The organism is Lacrimispora sanguinis (assembly GCF_044987295.1).
GTDB lineage: Bacteria > Bacillota > Clostridia > Lachnospirales > Lachnospiraceae > Lacrimispora > Lacrimispora celerecrescens_B.
Window position 1 is genome coordinate 3537043 of the sequence record NZ_CP173277.1, and the last position, 18989, is coordinate 3556031.

The 18989-nt window shown below is 45.5% G+C and carries 16 protein-coding genes and 1 riboswitch; of the genes, 11 read left to right on the forward strand and 5 right to left on the reverse strand.

What is annotated here, in order from left to right:
- Window positions 1–11: 11 nt before the first annotated feature.
- The 5 genes from atpC (at window position 12) to ACHZES_RS16490 (ending at window position 6401) form a co-directional block, all read left to right on the forward strand.
- Complete coding sequence (gene atpC / locus ACHZES_RS16470) at window positions 12–410, forward strand: ATP synthase F1 subunit epsilon (protein ID WP_038284036.1); 399 nt, start codon at window positions 12–14, stop codon at window positions 408–410.
- A gap of 174 nt (window positions 411–584) precedes the next feature.
- Window positions 585–1514 (forward strand): NDP-sugar synthase, encoded by a 930-nt coding sequence (locus tag ACHZES_RS16475; RefSeq protein WP_395547090.1) that lies wholly within the window; start codon window positions 585–587, stop codon window positions 1512–1514.
- 120 nt (window positions 1515–1634) lie between these two features.
- Window positions 1635–2351 (forward strand): hypothetical protein, encoded by a 717-nt coding sequence (locus ACHZES_RS16480; protein WP_154526344.1) that lies wholly within the window; start codon window positions 1635–1637, stop codon window positions 2349–2351.
- Window positions 2352–2532: 181 nt separating this feature from the next.
- Window positions 2533–5001, forward strand: coding sequence for a hypothetical protein (locus ACHZES_RS16485; RefSeq protein WP_242843181.1), 2469 nt, complete (start codon window positions 2533–2535; stop codon window positions 4999–5001).
- A 107-nt stretch (window positions 5002–5108) separates the two neighbouring features.
- Window positions 5109–6401 carry a UDP-N-acetylglucosamine 1-carboxyvinyltransferase gene (locus tag ACHZES_RS16490; protein ID WP_038284041.1) on the forward strand — a complete coding sequence of 431 codons (1293 nt, stop codon included), beginning with the start codon at window positions 5109–5111 and terminating at the stop codon, window positions 6399–6401.
- A gap of 42 nt (window positions 6402–6443) precedes the next feature.
- On the opposite strand, the gene ACHZES_RS16495 is transcribed toward ACHZES_RS16490, so the two are convergent.
- The gene (locus ACHZES_RS16495) at window positions 6444–7352 is read right to left on the reverse strand and encodes a helix-turn-helix domain-containing protein (protein WP_395547089.1); all 909 of its coding nucleotides are present in this window, start codon (window positions 7350–7352) and stop codon (window positions 6444–6446) included.
- A gap of 168 nt (window positions 7353–7520) precedes the next feature.
- On the opposite strand from ACHZES_RS16495, the gene ACHZES_RS16500 reads away from it, so the two are divergent.
- Genes ACHZES_RS16500 through galE form a run of 3 tightly spaced genes read left to right on the forward strand, consistent with a single transcriptional unit; the run spans window position 7521 to window position 10629 of the window.
- On the forward strand, window positions 7521–8450 hold the full coding sequence (locus tag ACHZES_RS16500) for a sugar phosphate nucleotidyltransferase (RefSeq protein ID WP_038284043.1): 930 nt from the start codon (window positions 7521–7523) through the stop codon (window positions 8448–8450).
- The gene (locus ACHZES_RS16505) at window positions 8450–9562 is read left to right on the forward strand and encodes a phosphotransferase enzyme family protein (protein ID WP_154526348.1); all 1113 of its coding nucleotides are present in this window, start codon (window positions 8450–8452) and stop codon (window positions 9560–9562) included. The genes ACHZES_RS16500 and ACHZES_RS16505 overlap by 1 nt, the downstream gene beginning before the upstream one ends.
- Before the next feature lie 50 nt (window positions 9563–9612).
- The gene (gene galE / locus ACHZES_RS16510; protein ID WP_038284045.1) at window positions 9613–10629 is read left to right on the forward strand and encodes a UDP-glucose 4-epimerase GalE; all 1017 of its coding nucleotides are present in this window, start codon (window positions 9613–9615) and stop codon (window positions 10627–10629) included.
- A gap of 297 nt (window positions 10630–10926) precedes the next feature.
- Here the strand turns inward: galE and metF are convergent, their stop codons facing one another.
- Entirely contained in the window at window positions 10927–11790 is an 864-nt protein-coding gene (gene metF, locus ACHZES_RS16515; protein WP_154526354.1) for a methylenetetrahydrofolate reductase [NAD(P)H], read from the reverse strand.
- Between the two features lie 192 nt (window positions 11791–11982).
- The gene (locus ACHZES_RS16520) at window positions 11983–12891 is read right to left on the reverse strand and encodes a helix-turn-helix domain-containing protein (RefSeq protein ID WP_395547088.1); all 909 of its coding nucleotides are present in this window, start codon (window positions 12889–12891) and stop codon (window positions 11983–11985) included.
- Between the two features lie 233 nt (window positions 12892–13124).
- Here ACHZES_RS16520 and ACHZES_RS16525 point away from each other — a divergent pair, with 233 nt between their 5' ends.
- The 3 genes from ACHZES_RS16525 (at window position 13125) to ACHZES_RS16535 (ending at window position 16313) form a co-directional block, all read left to right on the forward strand.
- Window positions 13125–14438, forward strand: coding sequence for an ABC transporter substrate-binding protein (locus ACHZES_RS16525; RefSeq protein ID WP_154526356.1), 1314 nt, complete (start codon window positions 13125–13127; stop codon window positions 14436–14438).
- A gap of 81 nt (window positions 14439–14519) precedes the next feature.
- Window positions 14520–15425 carry a carbohydrate ABC transporter permease gene (locus ACHZES_RS16530; protein ID WP_038284051.1) on the forward strand — a complete coding sequence of 302 codons (906 nt, stop codon included), beginning with the start codon at window positions 14520–14522 and terminating at the stop codon, window positions 15423–15425.
- A gap of 12 nt (window positions 15426–15437) precedes the next feature.
- Complete coding sequence (locus tag ACHZES_RS16535) at window positions 15438–16313, forward strand: carbohydrate ABC transporter permease (protein ID WP_395547087.1); 876 nt, start codon at window positions 15438–15440, stop codon at window positions 16311–16313.
- A gap of 114 nt (window positions 16314–16427) precedes the next feature.
- On the opposite strand, the gene ACHZES_RS16540 is transcribed toward ACHZES_RS16535, so the two are convergent.
- Window positions 16428–17813 (reverse strand): sodium:alanine symporter family protein, encoded by a 1386-nt coding sequence (locus ACHZES_RS16540; RefSeq protein WP_154526360.1) that lies wholly within the window; start codon window positions 17811–17813, stop codon window positions 16428–16430.
- A gap of 105 nt (window positions 17814–17918) precedes the next feature.
- Window positions 17919–18012, reverse strand: a riboswitch (glycine riboswitch).
- A 123-nt stretch (window positions 18013–18135) separates the two neighbouring features.
- Window positions 18136–18954, reverse strand: coding sequence for a sugar phosphate isomerase/epimerase family protein (locus ACHZES_RS16545; protein WP_395547086.1), 819 nt, complete (start codon window positions 18952–18954; stop codon window positions 18136–18138).
- Window positions 18955–18989: the final 35 nt, after the last annotated feature.

The window sequence follows — 18989 nt, forward strand, 5'->3', positions numbered from 1 at the left end:
GGGGTGGGAATATGGCTGATTTATTTAAACTGCAGATCATTACTCCGGAACGGAAGTTTTACGAGGGAGAGGCTTCCATGGTGGAGCTTACTACCACGGAAGGGGATATCGGCGTATACCGCAATCATATCCCCATGACTGCCATTGTCGCCCCGGGAATCTTAAAGATTCACGAGGAGGGCGGAGTGAAGAATGCGGCCCTGATGTCTGGTTTTATTGAGATTTTACCGGAGAAGATCGTCGTAATGGCGGAAGTTGTGGAATGGCCGGATGAAATCGATACAAACCGTGCAGAAGAGGCTAAGGTACGTGCAGAACGCCGCTTAAAAGAACAGAGCGGAAAAATTGATAATGCGAGAGCGGAAGCTGCTCTGAGAAGAGCTCTTATAAGGCTTTCACTTACAAAGTAAAGAAAAGGGATTTGGGCCTTATAAAAAGGTTCAGATCCTTTTTTATTGACCTGCAAGGATTTGTTGTGATATCATTATTGCAGATGAAACGATGGGATAATCCAGAATCCATGGATTAAACCTTACTTTTGTGGTATACTATTAGGCAGATTATACAAACAGGGGGATAGTATTATGAAGAAAACATCATTAGTGATTATGGCGGCAGGCATCGGCAGTCGGTTTGGCGGAGGAATCAAACAGCTGGAACCGGTAGGACCAAGCGGTGAGATTATCATGGACTATTCCATATACGATGCTCTGAATGCTGGATTTGACAAAGTTGTGTTCATCATAAGAAAGGATCTGGAAGAGGATTTTAAGGAGATTATAGGGAAGAGAATCGAAAAGATTGCTCATGTGGAGTATGCTTATCAGGAACTGGACGACCTTCCAAAAGGCTTTACAAAGCCGGCTGACAGGACAAAGCCATGGGGAACCGGACAAGCCCTTTTATGTGCAAAACCGGTAATTCATGAACCTTTTGTCGTGATCAATGCAGATGATTATTATGGTAAAGAAGGTTTTATAAAGATTCATGAATATCTGGTTAATGAGATGGATCCAAATTCAATGCCTTTTGATATCTGCATGGGTGGATTTGTTCTTGGCAATACCTTAAGCGAAAATGGGGGAGTGACCCGTGGGGTATGTCAGGTGGATGATAGAGGAATCTTAAAAGGGGTTACAGAGACGTACGAGATCAGACGATGCGAAGACCGGGCGGAAGGACGCAGTGAGGAAGGAACCCCGGTGAATATCCCTTTGAGCCAAAATGTTTCCATGAATATGTGGGGGCTTTCCCCTGCGTTTCTTGAGGAACTGGAGAGAGGATTTCCAGGATTTTTGACCGGTTTAAAAGAAGGGGATGTGAAAACGGAATATCTCCTTCCTAAGATCATCGATAAGCTTGTCGGGTTACAGAAAGCCCAGGTAACGGTGCTTGAAACAAGAGATCGGTGGTTTGGCGTGACCTATAAAGAGGACAAGCCTGCTGTTGCGGCGGCAATCAGGAATCTGGTTTCAGAAGGTGTATATCCTGAGCGCTTATTCGATGTGAAGTAAAAGATATATACGGTTTTCTGATTGGCTGTCCATCAGAAAACCGTATTTTCATTTAACGGGAATTCGCACTTTCCCTTTTTGCACTGCATATTATAGTGTTGTATAAGCAGAAAGCAGGGAGTGATAACAGCCGTGCCGATTAACCCGGATTATACTTATGGAAGCAGATTTCAGGAACTGGAGCCATATATGCTTTATGGCGATAGGAGTGCTGCAGAGCGTTCCTTTGAAAGAAAAGATTCCATTGTGCAGGATTTGGAATATCTACAAGGAATGTACCCAGGACATATGAAACGTTTACAGGAATATGTAATTTCAGCGTGTGATCATCTGGATTACAAGAACAGTCCCATGTATGACGAATATCCGGACCGTATGATGATCAACCAGGTCTGCGATTCTATCTGTGACCAAATACGCAGGGATGGTATCCTAAATGATGAAATGGCAGCAGAACAAGAAGATACACAACAGTCGGCTGCAGAGCAAGAAAGAGCGGAACAGATGGAGTGGGGAGCAGACGAGGCGGATAATTCGAATCTACTGTCCCAGGACCGTGGTTCATCATGGGATCAACCGCCATGGGGACCAAGAGGGCCAAGAGGACCAAGAGGACCATGGGGGCCAAGAGGACCGTGGGGACCAAGAGGGCCGTGGGGACCATGCGGACCATGGGGACCATGTGGGCCGAGAGGACCGTGGGGACCGTGGGGGCCATGGGGACCGAGAGGACCGTGGGCTCAGAGTCTCGATGACGGCTGGCTGGATGGCGTCGTTAACGTGCTGCTGCTAAATGAGATGCACCGCAGGAGATGCCGCAGCGGGCTTTGCACATAGGGAGAAGAAAGGCAGTTGTCCTTGGGAGGACAGCTGCTTTTTATGTGGTTTGCAGCACTGGCAGAATTGGGCAACGTTTAACGAATGTTTAAGAAAGTTTTCATTGTAGTTTTGGATATTATTGTATACAATAAAGAAGACAAGGTTGACAGACAAGTAAAGGAAATTCAGGATGAATCGAATGGTTAAAAAAATAGGAATCTTATCTGCGGTTTTTATAGCGGCAATCGCAGTTTATTTTATGTGGAATCAGAAAGATACGGAAAAAAGCGATGTTATGGTATATACCTCCATGGAAGAGGCGGCTTTGCCTGTGGTATATTCCGATATGTACGGAAGAAAGATGAACATTCTCCATGGGTACACCCAGGATATGAAGCAGGTGGTCTCCAGGGAGGCCCTTACCGTTCTTCCTGCAGACAGATCGATGAACATACAGGTATCAGATTATAAAGGCAGCATCCAGGGGATTGAGTATGAAGTCCGCAGTATGGATCTGGGACGTCTGGTGGAACGGACAAAGGTAGATACATGGAATGAGGGAGAGGGAGGTGTCACGGCCACGCTTCCGATCCAGAACCTTTTGACAAAGGATAAGGAATACCTTCTCATCCTGACACTGGATACCTCCGGGAATGGGAAGCTCCTTTATTATACTCGCATCATGTGGACGGACAGTACCAATGCAAAGGATATGATCGATTTTGCAGTTGATTTTACGACCAGGACCTTTGATTATGATCAGGCCAGGCAGCTTACCACTTATCTGGAAACCAGCGAAGGCGAGGATAACAGCTCCCTTGGCCATGTGACCATCCGCTCCAGCTTTTCCCAGCTGACATGGGGAGGGCTATCGGTGAAACCGGTAGGAGACATAAGGGTAACGCTTAAGGACTTAGATGGAATCATGTGCAGCGTACAGCTGGACTATGAAGTGACCAGGACCGGAGAAGATGATATTCAGGAATTGTATGAGGTGGAAGACAGTTTTACTATGAAATGGGACAGCAGGCGTATCTACCTTATGGATTTTGAACGGAATACCAATCAGGTGTTTTCCGGCCAGAAGGGATTGTTCTCCGGAAAACGGATTATGCTGGGTATTTCCAACCCGGATGAGATAAGGACGGCAAAAAGCCCGTCAGGGGATTGCCTGGCATTTGTGGTAAACCGGGATCTATGGACTTTTGACCAGAGCCGTGAGCATGCGGTTAAGGTGTTCTCCTTCCGAAGCGGCGAAGACGATGGACTTCGCAGCGGTTATAATCAGCATGATATTAAGATATTGTCGACCAAAGATAATGGTGATGTGGACTTCCTGGTATATGGGTATATGAACCGGGGGATTCATGAGGGAAGCTTAGGGATCGCAATGTATCAGTACAGCAGTCAGGACAATGCCACCACGGAGCGCTTTTTCACTCCGGTGACCCTGTCCTTTGGGATGCTTAAGGAAGACATTGACCAGCTGGCTCATGTTGGAGCCAATGGGATGCTTTATCTGATGGCGGACCGGGCGGTTTACGGTATTGATTTAAACAGCAATGAATATATGGTTCTGGCTGATTCACTCGTTGAGGGTGGATATGCGGTCAGCAGCGGGTCCAGCCGTTTTGCATGGCAGGAGGGCAGTGACCTTTATGGAGCCGGAGTGGTTCATCTCATGGATTTAGATACCGGGGTGAAGAGAGAAATAACAGGCGGTGAAGATAATATTTACAGGCCCCTTGGATTTGTGGGGGATGATTTCATTTACGGAATTGCCCGGAAGGGCGACGTTTGGGTGCAAAACGGAAGAACAAAGGATGCTCCCATGTATCGGATCGAGATTATGGATCAAAGCGGAAAAATCGTAAAGGAATATGAGCATGAGAATGTTTATATCGCAGACGTGTCCGTGGATGACAGCCGGATCCATCTGACCCAGGTGTCAAAATCCGGAGATCAGTCTTATGCGGCTTTTAAGCAGGATACCATTGTCTGCAACCAGGAGCTTGCAGACGGAGAGATGGAAGGCATTGGCTGGTATGCCTCAGAGGACAGGAGAAAGCTGTACTTTGTCCAGCTGGATAAAGATGCGGCAAGCCGGGATGTAAAGATTGCAGTCCCCAAAAAGGTGGCCTATGAAACCACAGAAGTAGTGGAGTTAAAGGGGAATGTCAGAAACCAGGAAAACCGGTTTTATGCCTATGGGGGAGGCCATTATCTCGGAGGCAGCCACAGCTTTACGGATGCCCTTGCCCTTGCTTATGATAAAATGGGAGTTGTGACCGATAAGAATCAGGAAATTATATGGAGCAGAGTGAATCGTCCGCCGGTCCGCAATATGAAGGATCCCATGAAAACAGGGGCAGCCTTTGTGCGGAATTTAGAAGGGTTTACTGACAACAGCTTCTATGGGGATGGAGTTTTTATGCTGGATGCCAGGGGCTGCACCTTAAGTCAGGTATTATATTTCATCGGCCATGGTTGTCCGGTGGCAGCCTATACTCTTCAGGGAGGCTATGTACTCCTTTCCGGCTATGATTCCTATAATGTGACGGTCTATAATCCGGTATCTGGAGAGAGTCAGAAAATGGGCTTAAATGATGCCTCTGCATACTTTGCCGGCCAGGGAAATGACTTTGTCTGCGGAGTATTTACGGAATAGAAAATGCGTTCTCTTTACAAATTCATAAGATATGTTATAATCATTAAAGGCTAATGGATGAAATTTAAGAAATTTGTAATAGATAACAAGATAATCAGAGGTGTGAAATGGAGCAGTATATAATGAAGGGCGGAAATCCCCTGGTCGGTGAAGTGACCATTGGCGGAGCAAAAAATGCCGCTTTAGGAATTCTGGCAGCAGCGATCATGACAGACGAGGATGTTCTGATCGATAACCTACCTGATGTCAGAGATATAAATGTGTTGCTGGAGGCTATAGAAGAGATCGGTGCTAAGGTAGAGCGGATTGACAGGCATACGGTACGCATCAATGGAAAGACCATCCGGGAAGTTTCGGTAGATGATGATTATATCCGTAAGATCAGGGCTTCTTATTATTTTATAGGAGCTATGCTTGGTAAATATAAAAGCGCACAGGTCCCACTTCCGGGAGGCTGCAACATCGGAAGCAGGCCCATTGACCAGCACCTAAAGGGTTTTCGCGCTCTTGGAGCCGATGTGAGGATTGAACGTGGGGCAGTAATCGCCCATGCCATAGATTTAGTGGCGAGCCATATCTATCTGGATGTGGTTAGCGTTGGAGCTACCATCAACGTTATGATGGCGGCAACCCTTGCAGAGGGACAAACGATACTGGAAAACGTGGCAAAAGAGCCTCATGTGGTTGACGTGGCAAACTTTTTAAACAGTATGGGCGCCAATATTAAGGGAGCCGGTACGGACACCATCCGTATCCGCGGGGTGAGAAAACTCCATGGGACTGAATATTCCATCATTCCGGATCAGATTGAAGCAGGTACTTTTATGTGTGCTGCTGCTATTACCCGTGGAGATGTTATGGTAAAAAATGTCATACCAAAGCACTTAGAGGCCATTTCTGCAAAGCTTTTGGAGATGGGATGCGAGGTCGTGGAGTTCGATGATGCTGTCCGTGTAGTAGGGAAATCCTATCAGAAACATACCGACATCAAGACACTTCCCTATCCGGGATTTCCAACTGATATGCAACCTCAGATGACAGTGACCCTGGCCCTTGCAAAAGGCACCAGTGTGGTCACAGAGAGTATTTTTGAAAACCGTTTCCGCTATGTGGATGAACTTTCCCGCATGGGAGCAAATGTAAAAGTAGAAGGAAATGTAGCCGTTATAGACGGTGTAGATGGCTTTACCGGGGCGTTTGTCAACGCTCCTGATCTCCGTGCAGGTGCGGCGCTGGTGATTGCCGGACTAGCTGCGGATGGATATACGGTTGTGGATGAGATTGGATATATCCAGAGAGGCTATGAATGCTTTGAAGAAAAGCTTCAGGGACTTGGCGCCATGATCGAAAAGGTAGATTCTGAGCATGAAGTAAAGAAATTTAAATTAAAAGTAGGCTAGGCGGGGATAATTCCCGCCTTTTCCTATCGTCTGAAAGCAGATCTATTGATTCTCCATGCCTTTTTCCGAGAGAGACCGTATGGAGGTGGCATATTCCGACGGAGTCATCCCGGTCAGCTGTTTGAACTGTCTGGAAAAATAGTGGACAGAGGTGTATCCTAAACGGTCCGCAATTTCGGTAAAGTTCAATTGGTTGCTGCGGATCAGCTGCTTGGCTGCGTCGATTTTCATGCTTGTAAAGAAATCGATGACCCCGCAGCCATATGCCTTATGAAATATTTTCTGTAACTGTGACCGCCCGGTTAAATTATCCCGGCAGATGGTTTCAATGGTTAAGTGCTCCCCGATGTGTTCCTCCATATAGCGGATAATGCGGTTGTGGGCATCCCCGTGCATGGGACTTGCTGTTACGCGTCCGGTGGAAATCTGCTTTGGATTCGAAAAGTATCTGCGGTAAAGGTGGATGATCAGCTCTTCCAAATAATTCCCGATCAACTGCTCCGCCCCAAAGGACAGGGCAGGCTGTCTTCGTATCAGCTCCTCCTGGTATGGGTCGTCAAGCCTTCCTGAAAATGCATTCCGCGCCTCAATGATGATTTGCGCCAGCAGCGCCATCTCTGTCTCCTGTACGGAAAGGACTTCTCCCTCAAAGGCTTTCATGAAGGGAGAGCTGCACTCAAAGCTTACCACCACCAGATTGGGGGCAATGGTTCCGTTGGTAAGGATATTGTGGAACTCTCCTGGCTTGTGGAAGATGATGTTTCCGCGTTTTAAAGGGATCCGCTTTTCACCGGCCATAACATCGATGACACCCTTATCAACGCAAACAAATTCCCAGAAGTCATGGCTTTCTCCTGGAAAGGAAAAATCGCTCATGTATTCGAAATAATGAATGGTTACAATTTTTTTAACAATCGCTGTAGAACGCAGCTGGGTACTTTTGTATGCCATGGAAACCTCCTTCCGGACAGGTATAAATGTAGTTATGGACAGTATACCACATTCCGTGATAAAATGGTGAGAAGAGAACAATAATGCAAATTAAATAATAAATAGTGCAAATATCTTTTGGCTCGCATTCATTATACTGAGGTTAATAGAATTTAGGAGGTAACATCGATGAACAAGAAACCGGTTCTGGTAATTATGGCAGCAGGTATGGGAAGCCGCTACGGGGGCTTAAAGCAGATTGATCCTGTAGATGCCTATGGAAACAAGATCATTGATTTTTCTATCTATGATGCGGTATATGCAGGATTTGAAAAAGTTGTCTTTATCATTAAAAAGGGCATTGAAAAAGAATTTAAAGAAAATATCGGGAACCGCATGGCGGCTCATGTGCAGGTGGAGTACGTATATCAGGAGCTTGATAAGCTTCCGGAAGGATATGAGATTCCGGAGGGAAGAGTAAAACCCTGGGGAACAGGACATGCAATTTTATGCTGCAAAGACGCGGTAGACGGACCTTTTGCGGTTATTAATGCAGATGATTATTATGGCAGAAGCGCCTTTGTTTCCATTTATAACCAGCTTACTAAGGTTACTGACGGGGAGAAGTACCAGTACACCATGGTCGGCTACCAGCTTTACAACACCTTAACGGAAAACGGCCATGTGGCAAGAGGCGTATGCAGTACCGATGAAGCAGGAAAGCTCGTTGACATTCATGAGCGGACCAGAATTGAAAAGCATGGCGACCAGGCAGAATTTACAGAGGATGACGGGAAAACCTGGACAGAACTTGGAGATGATACCATCGTATCCATGAATATGTGGGGATTCACAAGCAGCATATTAAAGGAGCTTGAGGAACGGTTTGCTGCATTTTTAGACAGAGAGCTTCCTGTAAATCCTGTGAAATGTGAATATTTCCTTCCTTTTGTGGTTGATGAGCTGTTAAAGGAAGATAAGGCAGAGGTTTCAGTATTAAAGAGCGTGGACCGCTGGTACGGAGTCACTTACAAAGAAGACAAAGAGACGGTGGTAAATGCCATCAAAGAACTGAAAGAAGCCGGCCTGTATCCGGATAAGCTATGGGAGGTAAAGTAATGGGAGAAGCACAATGCGGAAAAATCAAAGAGGCCATCGGACTTCTGGCCTTTGAGGGAGAGCCGATTTCATGGAACCGCTATGGAAGCGGTCATATTAATGATACCTTTCGCCTGATCTGCAAGACAGGAGAAGGAGAAAAACACTACATCATCCAGAGAATCAACCATGAGGTTTTTAAGGATCCGGTTTCTCTTATGAGAAACATTGCAGGCGTTACTTCCTTTTTACGGGAACGGATCCAGGCCCAGGGCGGAGATCCGGCCAGGGAGACGCTTAATATTGTAAAAGCAAAGGATGGCAAGGATTACTGCCAGGACAGTGACGGGAATTATTGGAGAGGCTATCTATTTATTGATGGGGCCACCACCTATGATAAGGTAAGGCAACCGGAGGATTTCTACCGGAGCGGCAAAGCGTTCGGCCGGTTTAAACGCCTGCTGGCAGAATATCCGGCAGATGAACTGGCGGAGACCATCCCCAATTTCCACAACACTCCGGTTCGTATGGAAACCTTTAAGGCGGCTGTGAAAGCCGATTCCTGCGGCCGTGCCCATCTGGTAGAGGCTGAAATAAAATTTGCCCTTGACCGGGAGAAAGAGGCAGCCATTGCCATGGATATGTTAAAGGAAGGAAGGCTCCCTCTCTGTGTTACCCACAATGATACCAAGCTTAATAACATCATGATCGATGATGTAACCGGAGAAGCCCTGTGCGTAATTGATCTGGATACAATTATGCCAGGCCTGTCCATCTTTGATTTTGGGGATTCCATCCGTTTTGGAGCCAATACGGCAGAAGAGGATGAGCCTGATGTGAGCAAGGTGTCCTTGTCCCTGCCTCTGTTTGAGACCTATACCAGGGGATATTTAGAGGGGTGCAAGGGAAGTCTGACGACAGAAGAAAAGATGATGCTTCCTATGGGAGCAAAGCTGATGACCTTTGAGTGTGGCGTCCGCTTCTTAACAGATTTCCTTCAGGGAGATACTTATTTCCATACAAGCAGAGAAAATCACAATTTAGACCGTGCCAGAACCCAGTTCGCTCTTGTAGCTGACATGGAGAAGAAATGGGAAGAAATGGCTGAGATTGTCCGCGAGAGTGAAAAATAATCCGCTTAAGTCATTAGTAAACAAAATATGAATAAGAAAGAGGAGAGAATATGAGAATATTGGTAACCGGAGGCGCCGGATATATCGGCAGCCATACTTGCATTGAACTATTGGAACAAGGCCATGAAGTTATTGTAGTGGATAATCTTTGCAATTCCTCCAGGGTATCCCTGGATCGGGTAGAAACCATTACCGGGAAAAAGGTAACCTTCTACGAAGCAGACCTTCTGGACCGGAAGGCATTAGATGAAATATTTGAACATGAATCCATCGATGCTGTCATCCACTTTGCCGGGTTAAAGGCTGTGGGAGAGTCCGTTGCCAAACCATTGGAATATTACCACAACAACATCACCGGAACTCTGATTCTGTGTGATGTTATGAGGGAGCATAAGGTAAAGAACATCATATTCAGCTCCTCAGCAACCGTATACGGAGATCCGGCTTTTGTGCCGATCACAGAAGAATGTCCCAAAGGAGAAATCACCAATCCTTACGGGCAGACGAAGGGCATGCTGGAGCAGATCCTAACAGACCTTCATACCGCTGATCCGGAATGGAATGTGATTATTCTTCGTTATTTCAATCCTGTTGGAGCCCATAAGAGCGGTTTAATCGGAGAAGATCCTGCGGGAATCCCCAATAACTTAACACCTTACATTACCCAGGTTGCAGTAGGCAAACTAAAGGAAGTAGGTGTATTTGGAAATGATTATGACACTCCTGACGGAACCGGAGTCAGAGATTATATCCACGTGGTAGATCTGGCCCTTGGACATGTAAAAGCCCTTGAAAAGATGGCTTCTTCAGAACCGTTGGTACGTATTTATAATCTGGGAACCGGGCAGGGCTTCAGCGTGCTTCAGATGATCGAAGCATTTTCAAAGGCATGCGGAAAAACCATCCCATATTCCATCAAGCCTCGCCGCCCAGGTGATATTGCAGAATGCTATGCAGATGCAGCTCTGGCTAAAAAAGAGCTTGGCTGGGAAGCAGAACGCGGAATTGACGAGATGTGCGAAGACTCCTGGAGATGGCAGTCAGGGAATCCGAACGGATACAAGTAAAGTCTTTAGGGCTTGCGCCCTGCATGATGCACCGGCTGGTTTGACTGATGGCCAGCCGGGAGCAGATGCTCTTTTGAGGTAAAGATGAAGGATACCCCAAACTGGAACCATCATTATATGAAAGTGAGCTGTATTTAACGGAACTTAAGAAAAATAATCCGTTGTGCATCGAAAATTATAAAGCCGGATCTGGCTTTACAAACGGAAAGACCTCCCTCGATGACAGGACATACATAAAATTTGTGGTGTAAAGAAAAAGCAAAGACTTCATCAGGTTTCGTTGAAGTCTTTGCTTTATTACTCTTTAATCAGCCGATAAACCGCTTCATGTATCTTTTTAGCTATGTATGGATTGTTCATTGTATACAGGTGAATGCCATTGACTCCATGCACAACAAGATCAACAATTTGATCAATTGCATAAGCAATGCCTGCATCACGCATTGCATCCGGATTATTTTCGTACCGGTTCATCATCGTAATAAATTTTGAGGGCAGTTCTACGTGGCAGAGTGATACCATGCGTTCGATCTGCTTTTTATTAATTACCGGCATAATGCCTGCCTCAATGGGAACATGGATTCCCGCAAGGGAACAGCGCTCCTGAAATCGGTAAAGATAGTCATTATGAAAGAAAAGCTGTGTAATTAACTGATCCGCTCCTGAATCCACTTTTTTCTTTAAATTACGGATGTCTTCAATGAGATTTTTTGATTCATTATGTCCTTCAGGATAGCAAGCCGCTGTTATGTCAAAATCTCCGTGCTCCTTAATAAATGCAATCATATCACTGGCATAGGTAAAGTCGCCTTTGGACTGTTTGGGATCTAAAATATCTCCACGGAGCGCAAGGATATTTTCGATTCCGTTTTGCTTAAAAATATCCAACTGAGAAAGCAAATCTTCTTTGGATAGGCCAGCACAAGTTAAATGAGCCAGACTTTCAATCTTATATTGATTCTTAATCGTGGATGCAATTTCACAGGTTGCATGGCCGTTACCATTGCCGCCTGCTCCATAGGTTACGCTGATAAAGTCGGGATTTAATTCCTGCAAAGCGTTAAGGGTATTATAAATTGTTTGAATAGAGCCGTCTCTTTTGGGTGGAAAAACCTCAAAAGATAATGTTGCCTGATTTTTTAGTATATTAGATAGTTTCATTTCTCAACTGCCTTGCTTCTTGAACCATGTTTTCAAGACTGGGTTCATTTAAGTCTTCGCTGTCCCGGTTCATGTAGCAAAAGCCCTTCCATTTATTTTACTTCAAATAATAACACAGGAATGAGGTTATAACGTAATAGAAAATAATTATAGGTACCTATAGGAAAAAACTATGACACGAAGGGCAAGAGTTTATAGGCTTGTATCGCGCACTATATTTTTTTCGGACAGTTTTTTTATGGAGGTGGCGTACTCCGAAGGGGTCATTCCGGTGAGATGCTTGAATTGCCTGGAGAAATAGTGAACCGAGGTATATCCCAGCTGATTGGCGATCTGGGTAAAATTAAGCTGCCGGTTCCTGATGAGCTGCTTGGCTGCATCAATTTTCATACAGTTAAAATATTCAATGACACCGGTGTTCCCCTTTTCAGAAAAAAGCTTTTTTAACTGGGAAGTGCTGATTAAATTATCACGGCTGATCTGGTCAATGGTCAGCTGGACACAGATGTTCTTTTCGAAATAACAAAGGATAGTTTCATAGATGTCCTCTGCGGATGGGGTGTCCTTAAGTGGAGTGGGAGCTTGCCGGGCGGAAAAGGAATGGCGGTACATTTGTATCAGGAACTGTTCCAGATAAATCTTTATCATCTGCTCTGCTGCAAAGGGCCCATGGTCCTTTCGTACCAGCACTTCCTGGTAAGGGTTGTCAAGCCTTCCCACAAAGCACAGGCGTGCTTCTGCTATGATCCGTGCCAAAAGCTCCTGCTCTTCTTGCCCCACCTTTAAGATCTGCTCCTTAAAAAAGTCCATACGAGGTGATTGACAGTCAAATCCGATGACCACAAGGTTGGGAGCAATGACTCCATTGGCCAGAACCCGGTGGAATTCATTGGGCTGATGGAAGATGACTTCTCCTTTTTGAAGCGTCAGCCGTTCATGGTCAGCCACCACATCCACTTCTCCCTTATCAACGCATAGCAGTTCCCAAAAGTTATGAGATTCTCCCGCAAATGTGAAGTCGCTCATATATTCAAAATAATGGATGCTGATTATCCGGTGTATTGTTACCTCTTCTGTTAATTCTGTGTACTTATATTTCATACAATCCCCCCTGTTTTATAGACTAGTTGCTTGCCTTTTCAAATACGGCATTGTGCAAATGGTATATAATTTACCTGTATTTTAACTTCTAATTATGAAAAAAGCAAATGATAAAAACCTAAATTGTTAAAAATGATGACCTTTTGTACAAAGCATTTTGCCTAAAAGTATAATAATATAGACTCACCAAGAACATCTGACGGTAAAGTCGGATAACAGAGGGAGGTAAAATTATGAAAAGACGTTTTATGGGTATTATGCTAAGTGCGGTCATGGCTGCCGGTCTTCTGGCAGGCTGTGCAGGAGGGGCTTCCACAGCTACTACAGCAGAAACGACGGCTGGCGGAGCGGCCACTGATGCACCGAAGGAAACGGCTGCAGGCGGCGGGGAAGGACTTATTTACTGGTCCATGTGGGAGGCAACAGAGCCTCAGGGTCAGGCAATTCAGATGGCAATTGACAAGTTTACTGCAGATACAGGAGTGAAGGTTGATGTTCAGTTTAAGGGACGTACGGGAATCCGTGAAGGACTGCAGCCGGCTTTGGATGCAGGAACCAACATTGACTTATTTGACGAGGATATTGACCGTGTAAATACCACATGGGGACAGTATCTGATGGATCTGGAAGATCTGGTAAAGACTTCTGGTTATGAAGCCAATGCCAATGCAGGCTTAATAAAGGCTTGCAGGGAAGTGGGAGAGGGAACATTAAAATCCATTCCTTACCAGCCCAACGTATTCGCATTTTTCTATAATCAGACTATTTTCGATGAGGCAGGAATAAAGGAAGTACCAAAGACCTGGGAAGAGCTTGATGCAGCATGCCAGAAGATCAAGGATGCGGGCTATACTCCTATTACCTGTGATGACGCTTACATAACATCCATGTTTGGCTATCATATGTCCAGACTATTAGGCGAACAGGGAACAGAGGCTGTTGTAAAGGAAGGCAAGTGGGATGACCCGGCAGTTCTTAAAACCGCACAGGCCTATGAGGACTTTGCACAAAAAGGGTATTTTTCAGAAACCATTGCCTCTAATGTATGGCCTGCTGGACAGAACCAGGAACTTGCTATGGGAACGGCAGCTATGTATTTAAACGGCTCCTGGCTTCCTAATGAAGTAAAGGATATGGCAGGAGAAGACTTTAAATGGGGTTGCTTCAGCTATCCGGCATTGGAAGGCGGAAAGGATGGCACCAATGCCTCTAACTACGGCGCTCAGGTTCTGGCAATCAACAAGAATACTAAAAACGGAGAAAATGCATTTAAACTGATTGAATACATCACTCAGGGAGAATTTGACAAGAAGATGTCCGAGATGTCAATGGGTATTCCGGCAGATTCCAGGAATGCAGAATGGCCGGCACAGCTTGCCAGCGTGAAGCCGGTTATGGAGAGCTTAAGCGTGCGTTATCCTTGGGCAGCCGGAGCGGAAGCAAATGCAGATTTAACACCAATTATTAAGGAGAACTTTATGAAGCTTTGCGGTGGTTCTATTACAGCGACAGGGTTCGTAGATGCTCTTAAAGCAGCAGGTAAATAATCCGGATCAATAGATTTTTATGGTGGCACCGCCCTGGCGGTGTCACCCTGTGATTAAGGAAAGCCGGGGGAGGTATTTAACGTGAAGAAGAATAAGACAATGATTGCCGTATTTCTAACACCGGCAGTTTTAATGTTTGTCCTTGTATTCCTTTATCCCATACTCAGGACAATTTTAATGAGCTTCTTTAAAATTGAAGGAATCACGGATTCTATGACTAAGTGGCAGTTTACCGGATTTGCCAATTACAGCAAGCTTGCGTCCACCAGCTTATTCCGCATTTCCATGTGGAATCTGTTCCGCATCTGGTTGATCGGCGGACTGGTTGTTATGTCTCTCGCTCTATTGTTTGCGGTGATCCTCACCAGCGGGATACGTTTTAAAAGTTTTTTTAAGGCAATGATCTATCTTCCCAACGTAGTCAGTGCGGTCGCCCTTGCGACCATGTGGCTTCAGTATGTATACAGCCCTAAATTCGGTCTCCTTAAAAATGTATTTTCCGCCATGGGGCTTAAATACTTATCCAAAGTCCAGTGGCTTGATAATGATCACAAATTCATGGCCCTTCTGGTTGCCTACTGTTTTGGAATGGTAGGATATCACATGCTGATCTTTGCAAGCGGAATCGAGCGGATCGGAGAGGACTACTATGAGGCAGCCACTCTGGATGGAGCAAATAAGGTAAACCAGTTCCGTTATATTACCCTTCCCTTGTTAAAAGGGGTATTCAAAACAAATATTACCATGTGGAGCGTTACATCGGTGGGATTTTTCGTCTGGTCCCAGCTGTTCTCAACGGTTACGGCGGATACCCAGACCATTACTCCCATGGTTTATATGTACATGATGATTTTTGGTGCCGGCAACAGCATGACCGAGCGGAATGCAGGCCTTGGTGCGGCAATTGGTGTCCTCTTAAGCATCTGTGTGGTTGCTGTATTCCTGCTATGCAACAAACTGATAAAAGAGGATGATCTGGAATTCTAAGGAGGGGAATCTATGGCTAAAAAGAGAGGATTTATGGAGCCATTCAACTGGAAAAGAGAGCTTAGGCTTTTTCCGGGATATCTGCTCCTTAGTGTTTGGATATTATTTACCATTGTATTGTTAGGCTGGGTGGTAGCTGCCAGCTTTTCTACGACAAAGGCCATCTTTTCAGGCCATGTCTTATCCCAGGGAATTCATTTTGAAAACTATGCAAAGGCCTGGACCAATTCCAATGTGTCCGCTATTTTCTTTAATTCCCTGATGTATTCCGTTATATCATGTACGCTTCTCGTTTTGATTTGTGCGCCTGCTGCGTACGTATTGTCCCGATTTTGCTTTGCAGGGAATAAAATGATCCAGACCAGTCTCGTTTCTGCCATGGGAGTGCCTGTGGTCATGATCGTTCTTCCCTTATTCAGCCTGATCGCCGGTATGAATGTGTTAAACAACTACATTGCAAATAAGGCAGTGCTCATATTTCTTTATGTGGGGATCAATGTTCCTTATACAACGATTTTTCTGCTCACATTTTTTGCCAATATCTCCAGGGCATACGAAGAAGCGGCTGCCATTGACGGCTGTCCTCCCATGAGAGCTTTCTGGCTGATCATGTTCCCCATGGCTCAGTCCGGGATTATAACGGTAACTATATTCAATTTTATTAATATATGGAATGAGTATTTTATTTCCCTGATTTTCGCCAACTCCGACAGGGTGCGGCCGGTTGCAGTAGGACTTTATTCCATGATTAATTCCATGAAATATACAGGAGACTGGTCAGGGATGTTTGCATCTGTTATCATCGTATTTCTTCCTACCTTTATCCTTTATATCTTTTTATCGGAGAAGATCATTGCCGGTATTACCGGGGGCGGAGTCAAAGGCTGATCGCTTTGATGGAAAAATAAAAAACCTCCTGCTTTATGCGGGACTGCGAGACAATCCATTTACCGGAGGAATGTTTCTTTCGCAGCCCAAGAAAGGCAGGAGGTTTTTAAGTTATTATTTATCTACGACAGGAATCGGAGTTTCGTCTCTTTCGTCTAAGTGGTTTAAGTAATATTTGGTATCCTTTGCTACTACACCCGATAGAAGCAGCACAGCCACAAGATTGGGAATCGCCATCAGCGCGTTTAGGATGTCTGAAATAGTCCACACCAGATCCAGGGACAGCACGGGGCCGACAACTACGATTGACACGAAGATGATTTTATAGGGCAGCATCCCCTTGGCGCCGAATAAGTACTCGCAGCAGCGCTCTCCGTAATAAGACCAGCCAAGAATGGTGGAGTAAGCAAAGGTGATAATGCCAACTACCAGGATCACCGGCCCAAGGACTGGAATCTGACTGAAAGCAGCGGTGGTCATCTGGCCGCCGTTTTGAATCATATCCATGTTAATGTCCGGGTTTTTCATTATGGTCGAAACCAGAACCAAACCGGTCATAAGACAGACGACAACCGTGTCCCAGAAGGTTCCGGTTGAGGAAACCAGCGCTTGGCGCACCGGATTGCGTGTCTGTGCAGCCGAAGCGACTAACGGTGCAGAACCCATACCGGACTCATTGGAAAACAAGCCGCGGGCAATACCGTACTGCATGGCAAGCATAATGCCTCGGCCAACCAGGCCGCCTGCGACCGCACCGGGTTGAAAGGCAAGAGTTATAATCGCCTTCAGCGCAGGAATGATAAAATCAGCATTGATACTAAGGATGATCAGACAGCCTGCCACATAGAATGCAGCCATAAATGGTACAAGCTTTTCGCACACCGTTGCGATAGACTTGATACCGCCGATAATAACTACAGCAGTAATCGTGCCGAATACAAGGCCGATCGCAATGCGTGGAATCGGAAGAGGTACATTGTTTTCAATAATCTCAGCAATGGCGTTGATCTGAGTTCCGCTTCCAATGCCAAAGGAAGCAAACAGGGCGAACAGTGCAAAGAGTACGCCCAGCCACTTTAAGCCCAGTGCGCGCTCCAGCGCATACATGGCCCCTCCTTGCATTCGTCCATCCTTCGTCTGCACACGATATTTAACTGCAATCAGGGACTCAGAATATTTGGTAGCAATGCCGAATACACCGGTCAGCCAGCACCAGAGAACTGCGCCCGGACCGCCTAAGAACACTGCTGTACCAACCCCCACAATATTGCCGGTGCCGATGGTAGAGGCAAGGGCAGTAGTCAGCGCTTGAAACTGGCTGACCTCACCTGGTGAATCAGGGTCTTTTGTTACGGAAAGTTTAATGGCTGTAAAGGTTTTGCGCTGGATAAAGCCTGTGCGTACGGTCAAAAATAGGTGAGTGCCAAACAGAAGTACAATCATGGGTAACCCCCAAATTGCTGAGTCCAGCTTGTTGAAAAGTTCAATAACTGTTTGCATTGTTTTCTACTTCCCTTCCTTCATATTTTTTAATAAAAAAAGAGTGGGATATACTCCCACTCACAAAAAAACAGAGATCATGCGATATTCCAAAAAGAAAGTGAAAAAATCGCCTCTGTCCTTTTGCCTGAGAGTTTCGCGCCTAAGCGCTTGCCCCTTCGGCCCCTGCGTGGTAGCAGATGTCTCCAGAGTGCCATCCGTCCACGGTCTGCGCTGGGCGCATTCCGGAGATTTCATATGGCGAATATTTAAAGAATGGTGTAATTATACATTATGGATTAAAATTTTGCAAGAACTTTATCCAAGATCTACGACCATTCACTTATAGCTTTAACCTTCTTTTAACATACTCAATACTTTCCAGATACTCTTTTTCCGAATGCAGATGCTCGATAATCATCGGCATATCCGAGTTGTATTTATCCGCAAGTTTTGCATATTTTTCCAGATTCATTATGCCGCCGCCGCATTCGGTTTCCCTGTACATCATCGTGAAATCCTGCTCAAGCAGGACATCTTTTATATGGCAGCTCTTCATGTATTTGCCAAGTTTATCAAAGGCTTCTTCCATAAACTCCTCATTGAAGAAATACCTGTAAGGTGTGGTGATCCAGTTAAAGATGTCCATATGTACGGCAAAGCGATCTCTTCCGACGTCTTCAATCAGATGCAGATATTCATCAGGTCCTGTCGGATACATCCATGGCATAGGCTCTATGGTATAGTAAGTGTTTTGTGGATTTGCCGCATCGATGATTGTCTGGATGCTTTTTACTGCTTTTTTCCAGGTTTCTTTTGTAAAGTTTTCTCTATAAGCACCGTCCCAGCGTTCACCTGCTGAACCGACTACATTGACAGCACAGTTAGCACCAATTGAATCCGCCAGTTTAAGCTGCCCTATGGCATAATCCATGGCGTCCTTTCTTACATCGTCAAATGGCGATATCGGGTTTCTCCAAACCCCAACTTCCGCAATCAGTAAATCGTGTTCTTTGGCAGCTTTTACATAGCTTTGTATCAGGTCTTCCCCCTGCCTGTAATTGATTGGAAAGTTTACACACTTACAACCGGCTAAAACGTTTCTCTCCGCCCATTCTGCCGGCGAAGAGTGTTCTAATGCTGCTGATAAGCCTATTCGCATAATCTAACCTCCTGAATATTTTTAAACCGGACAAT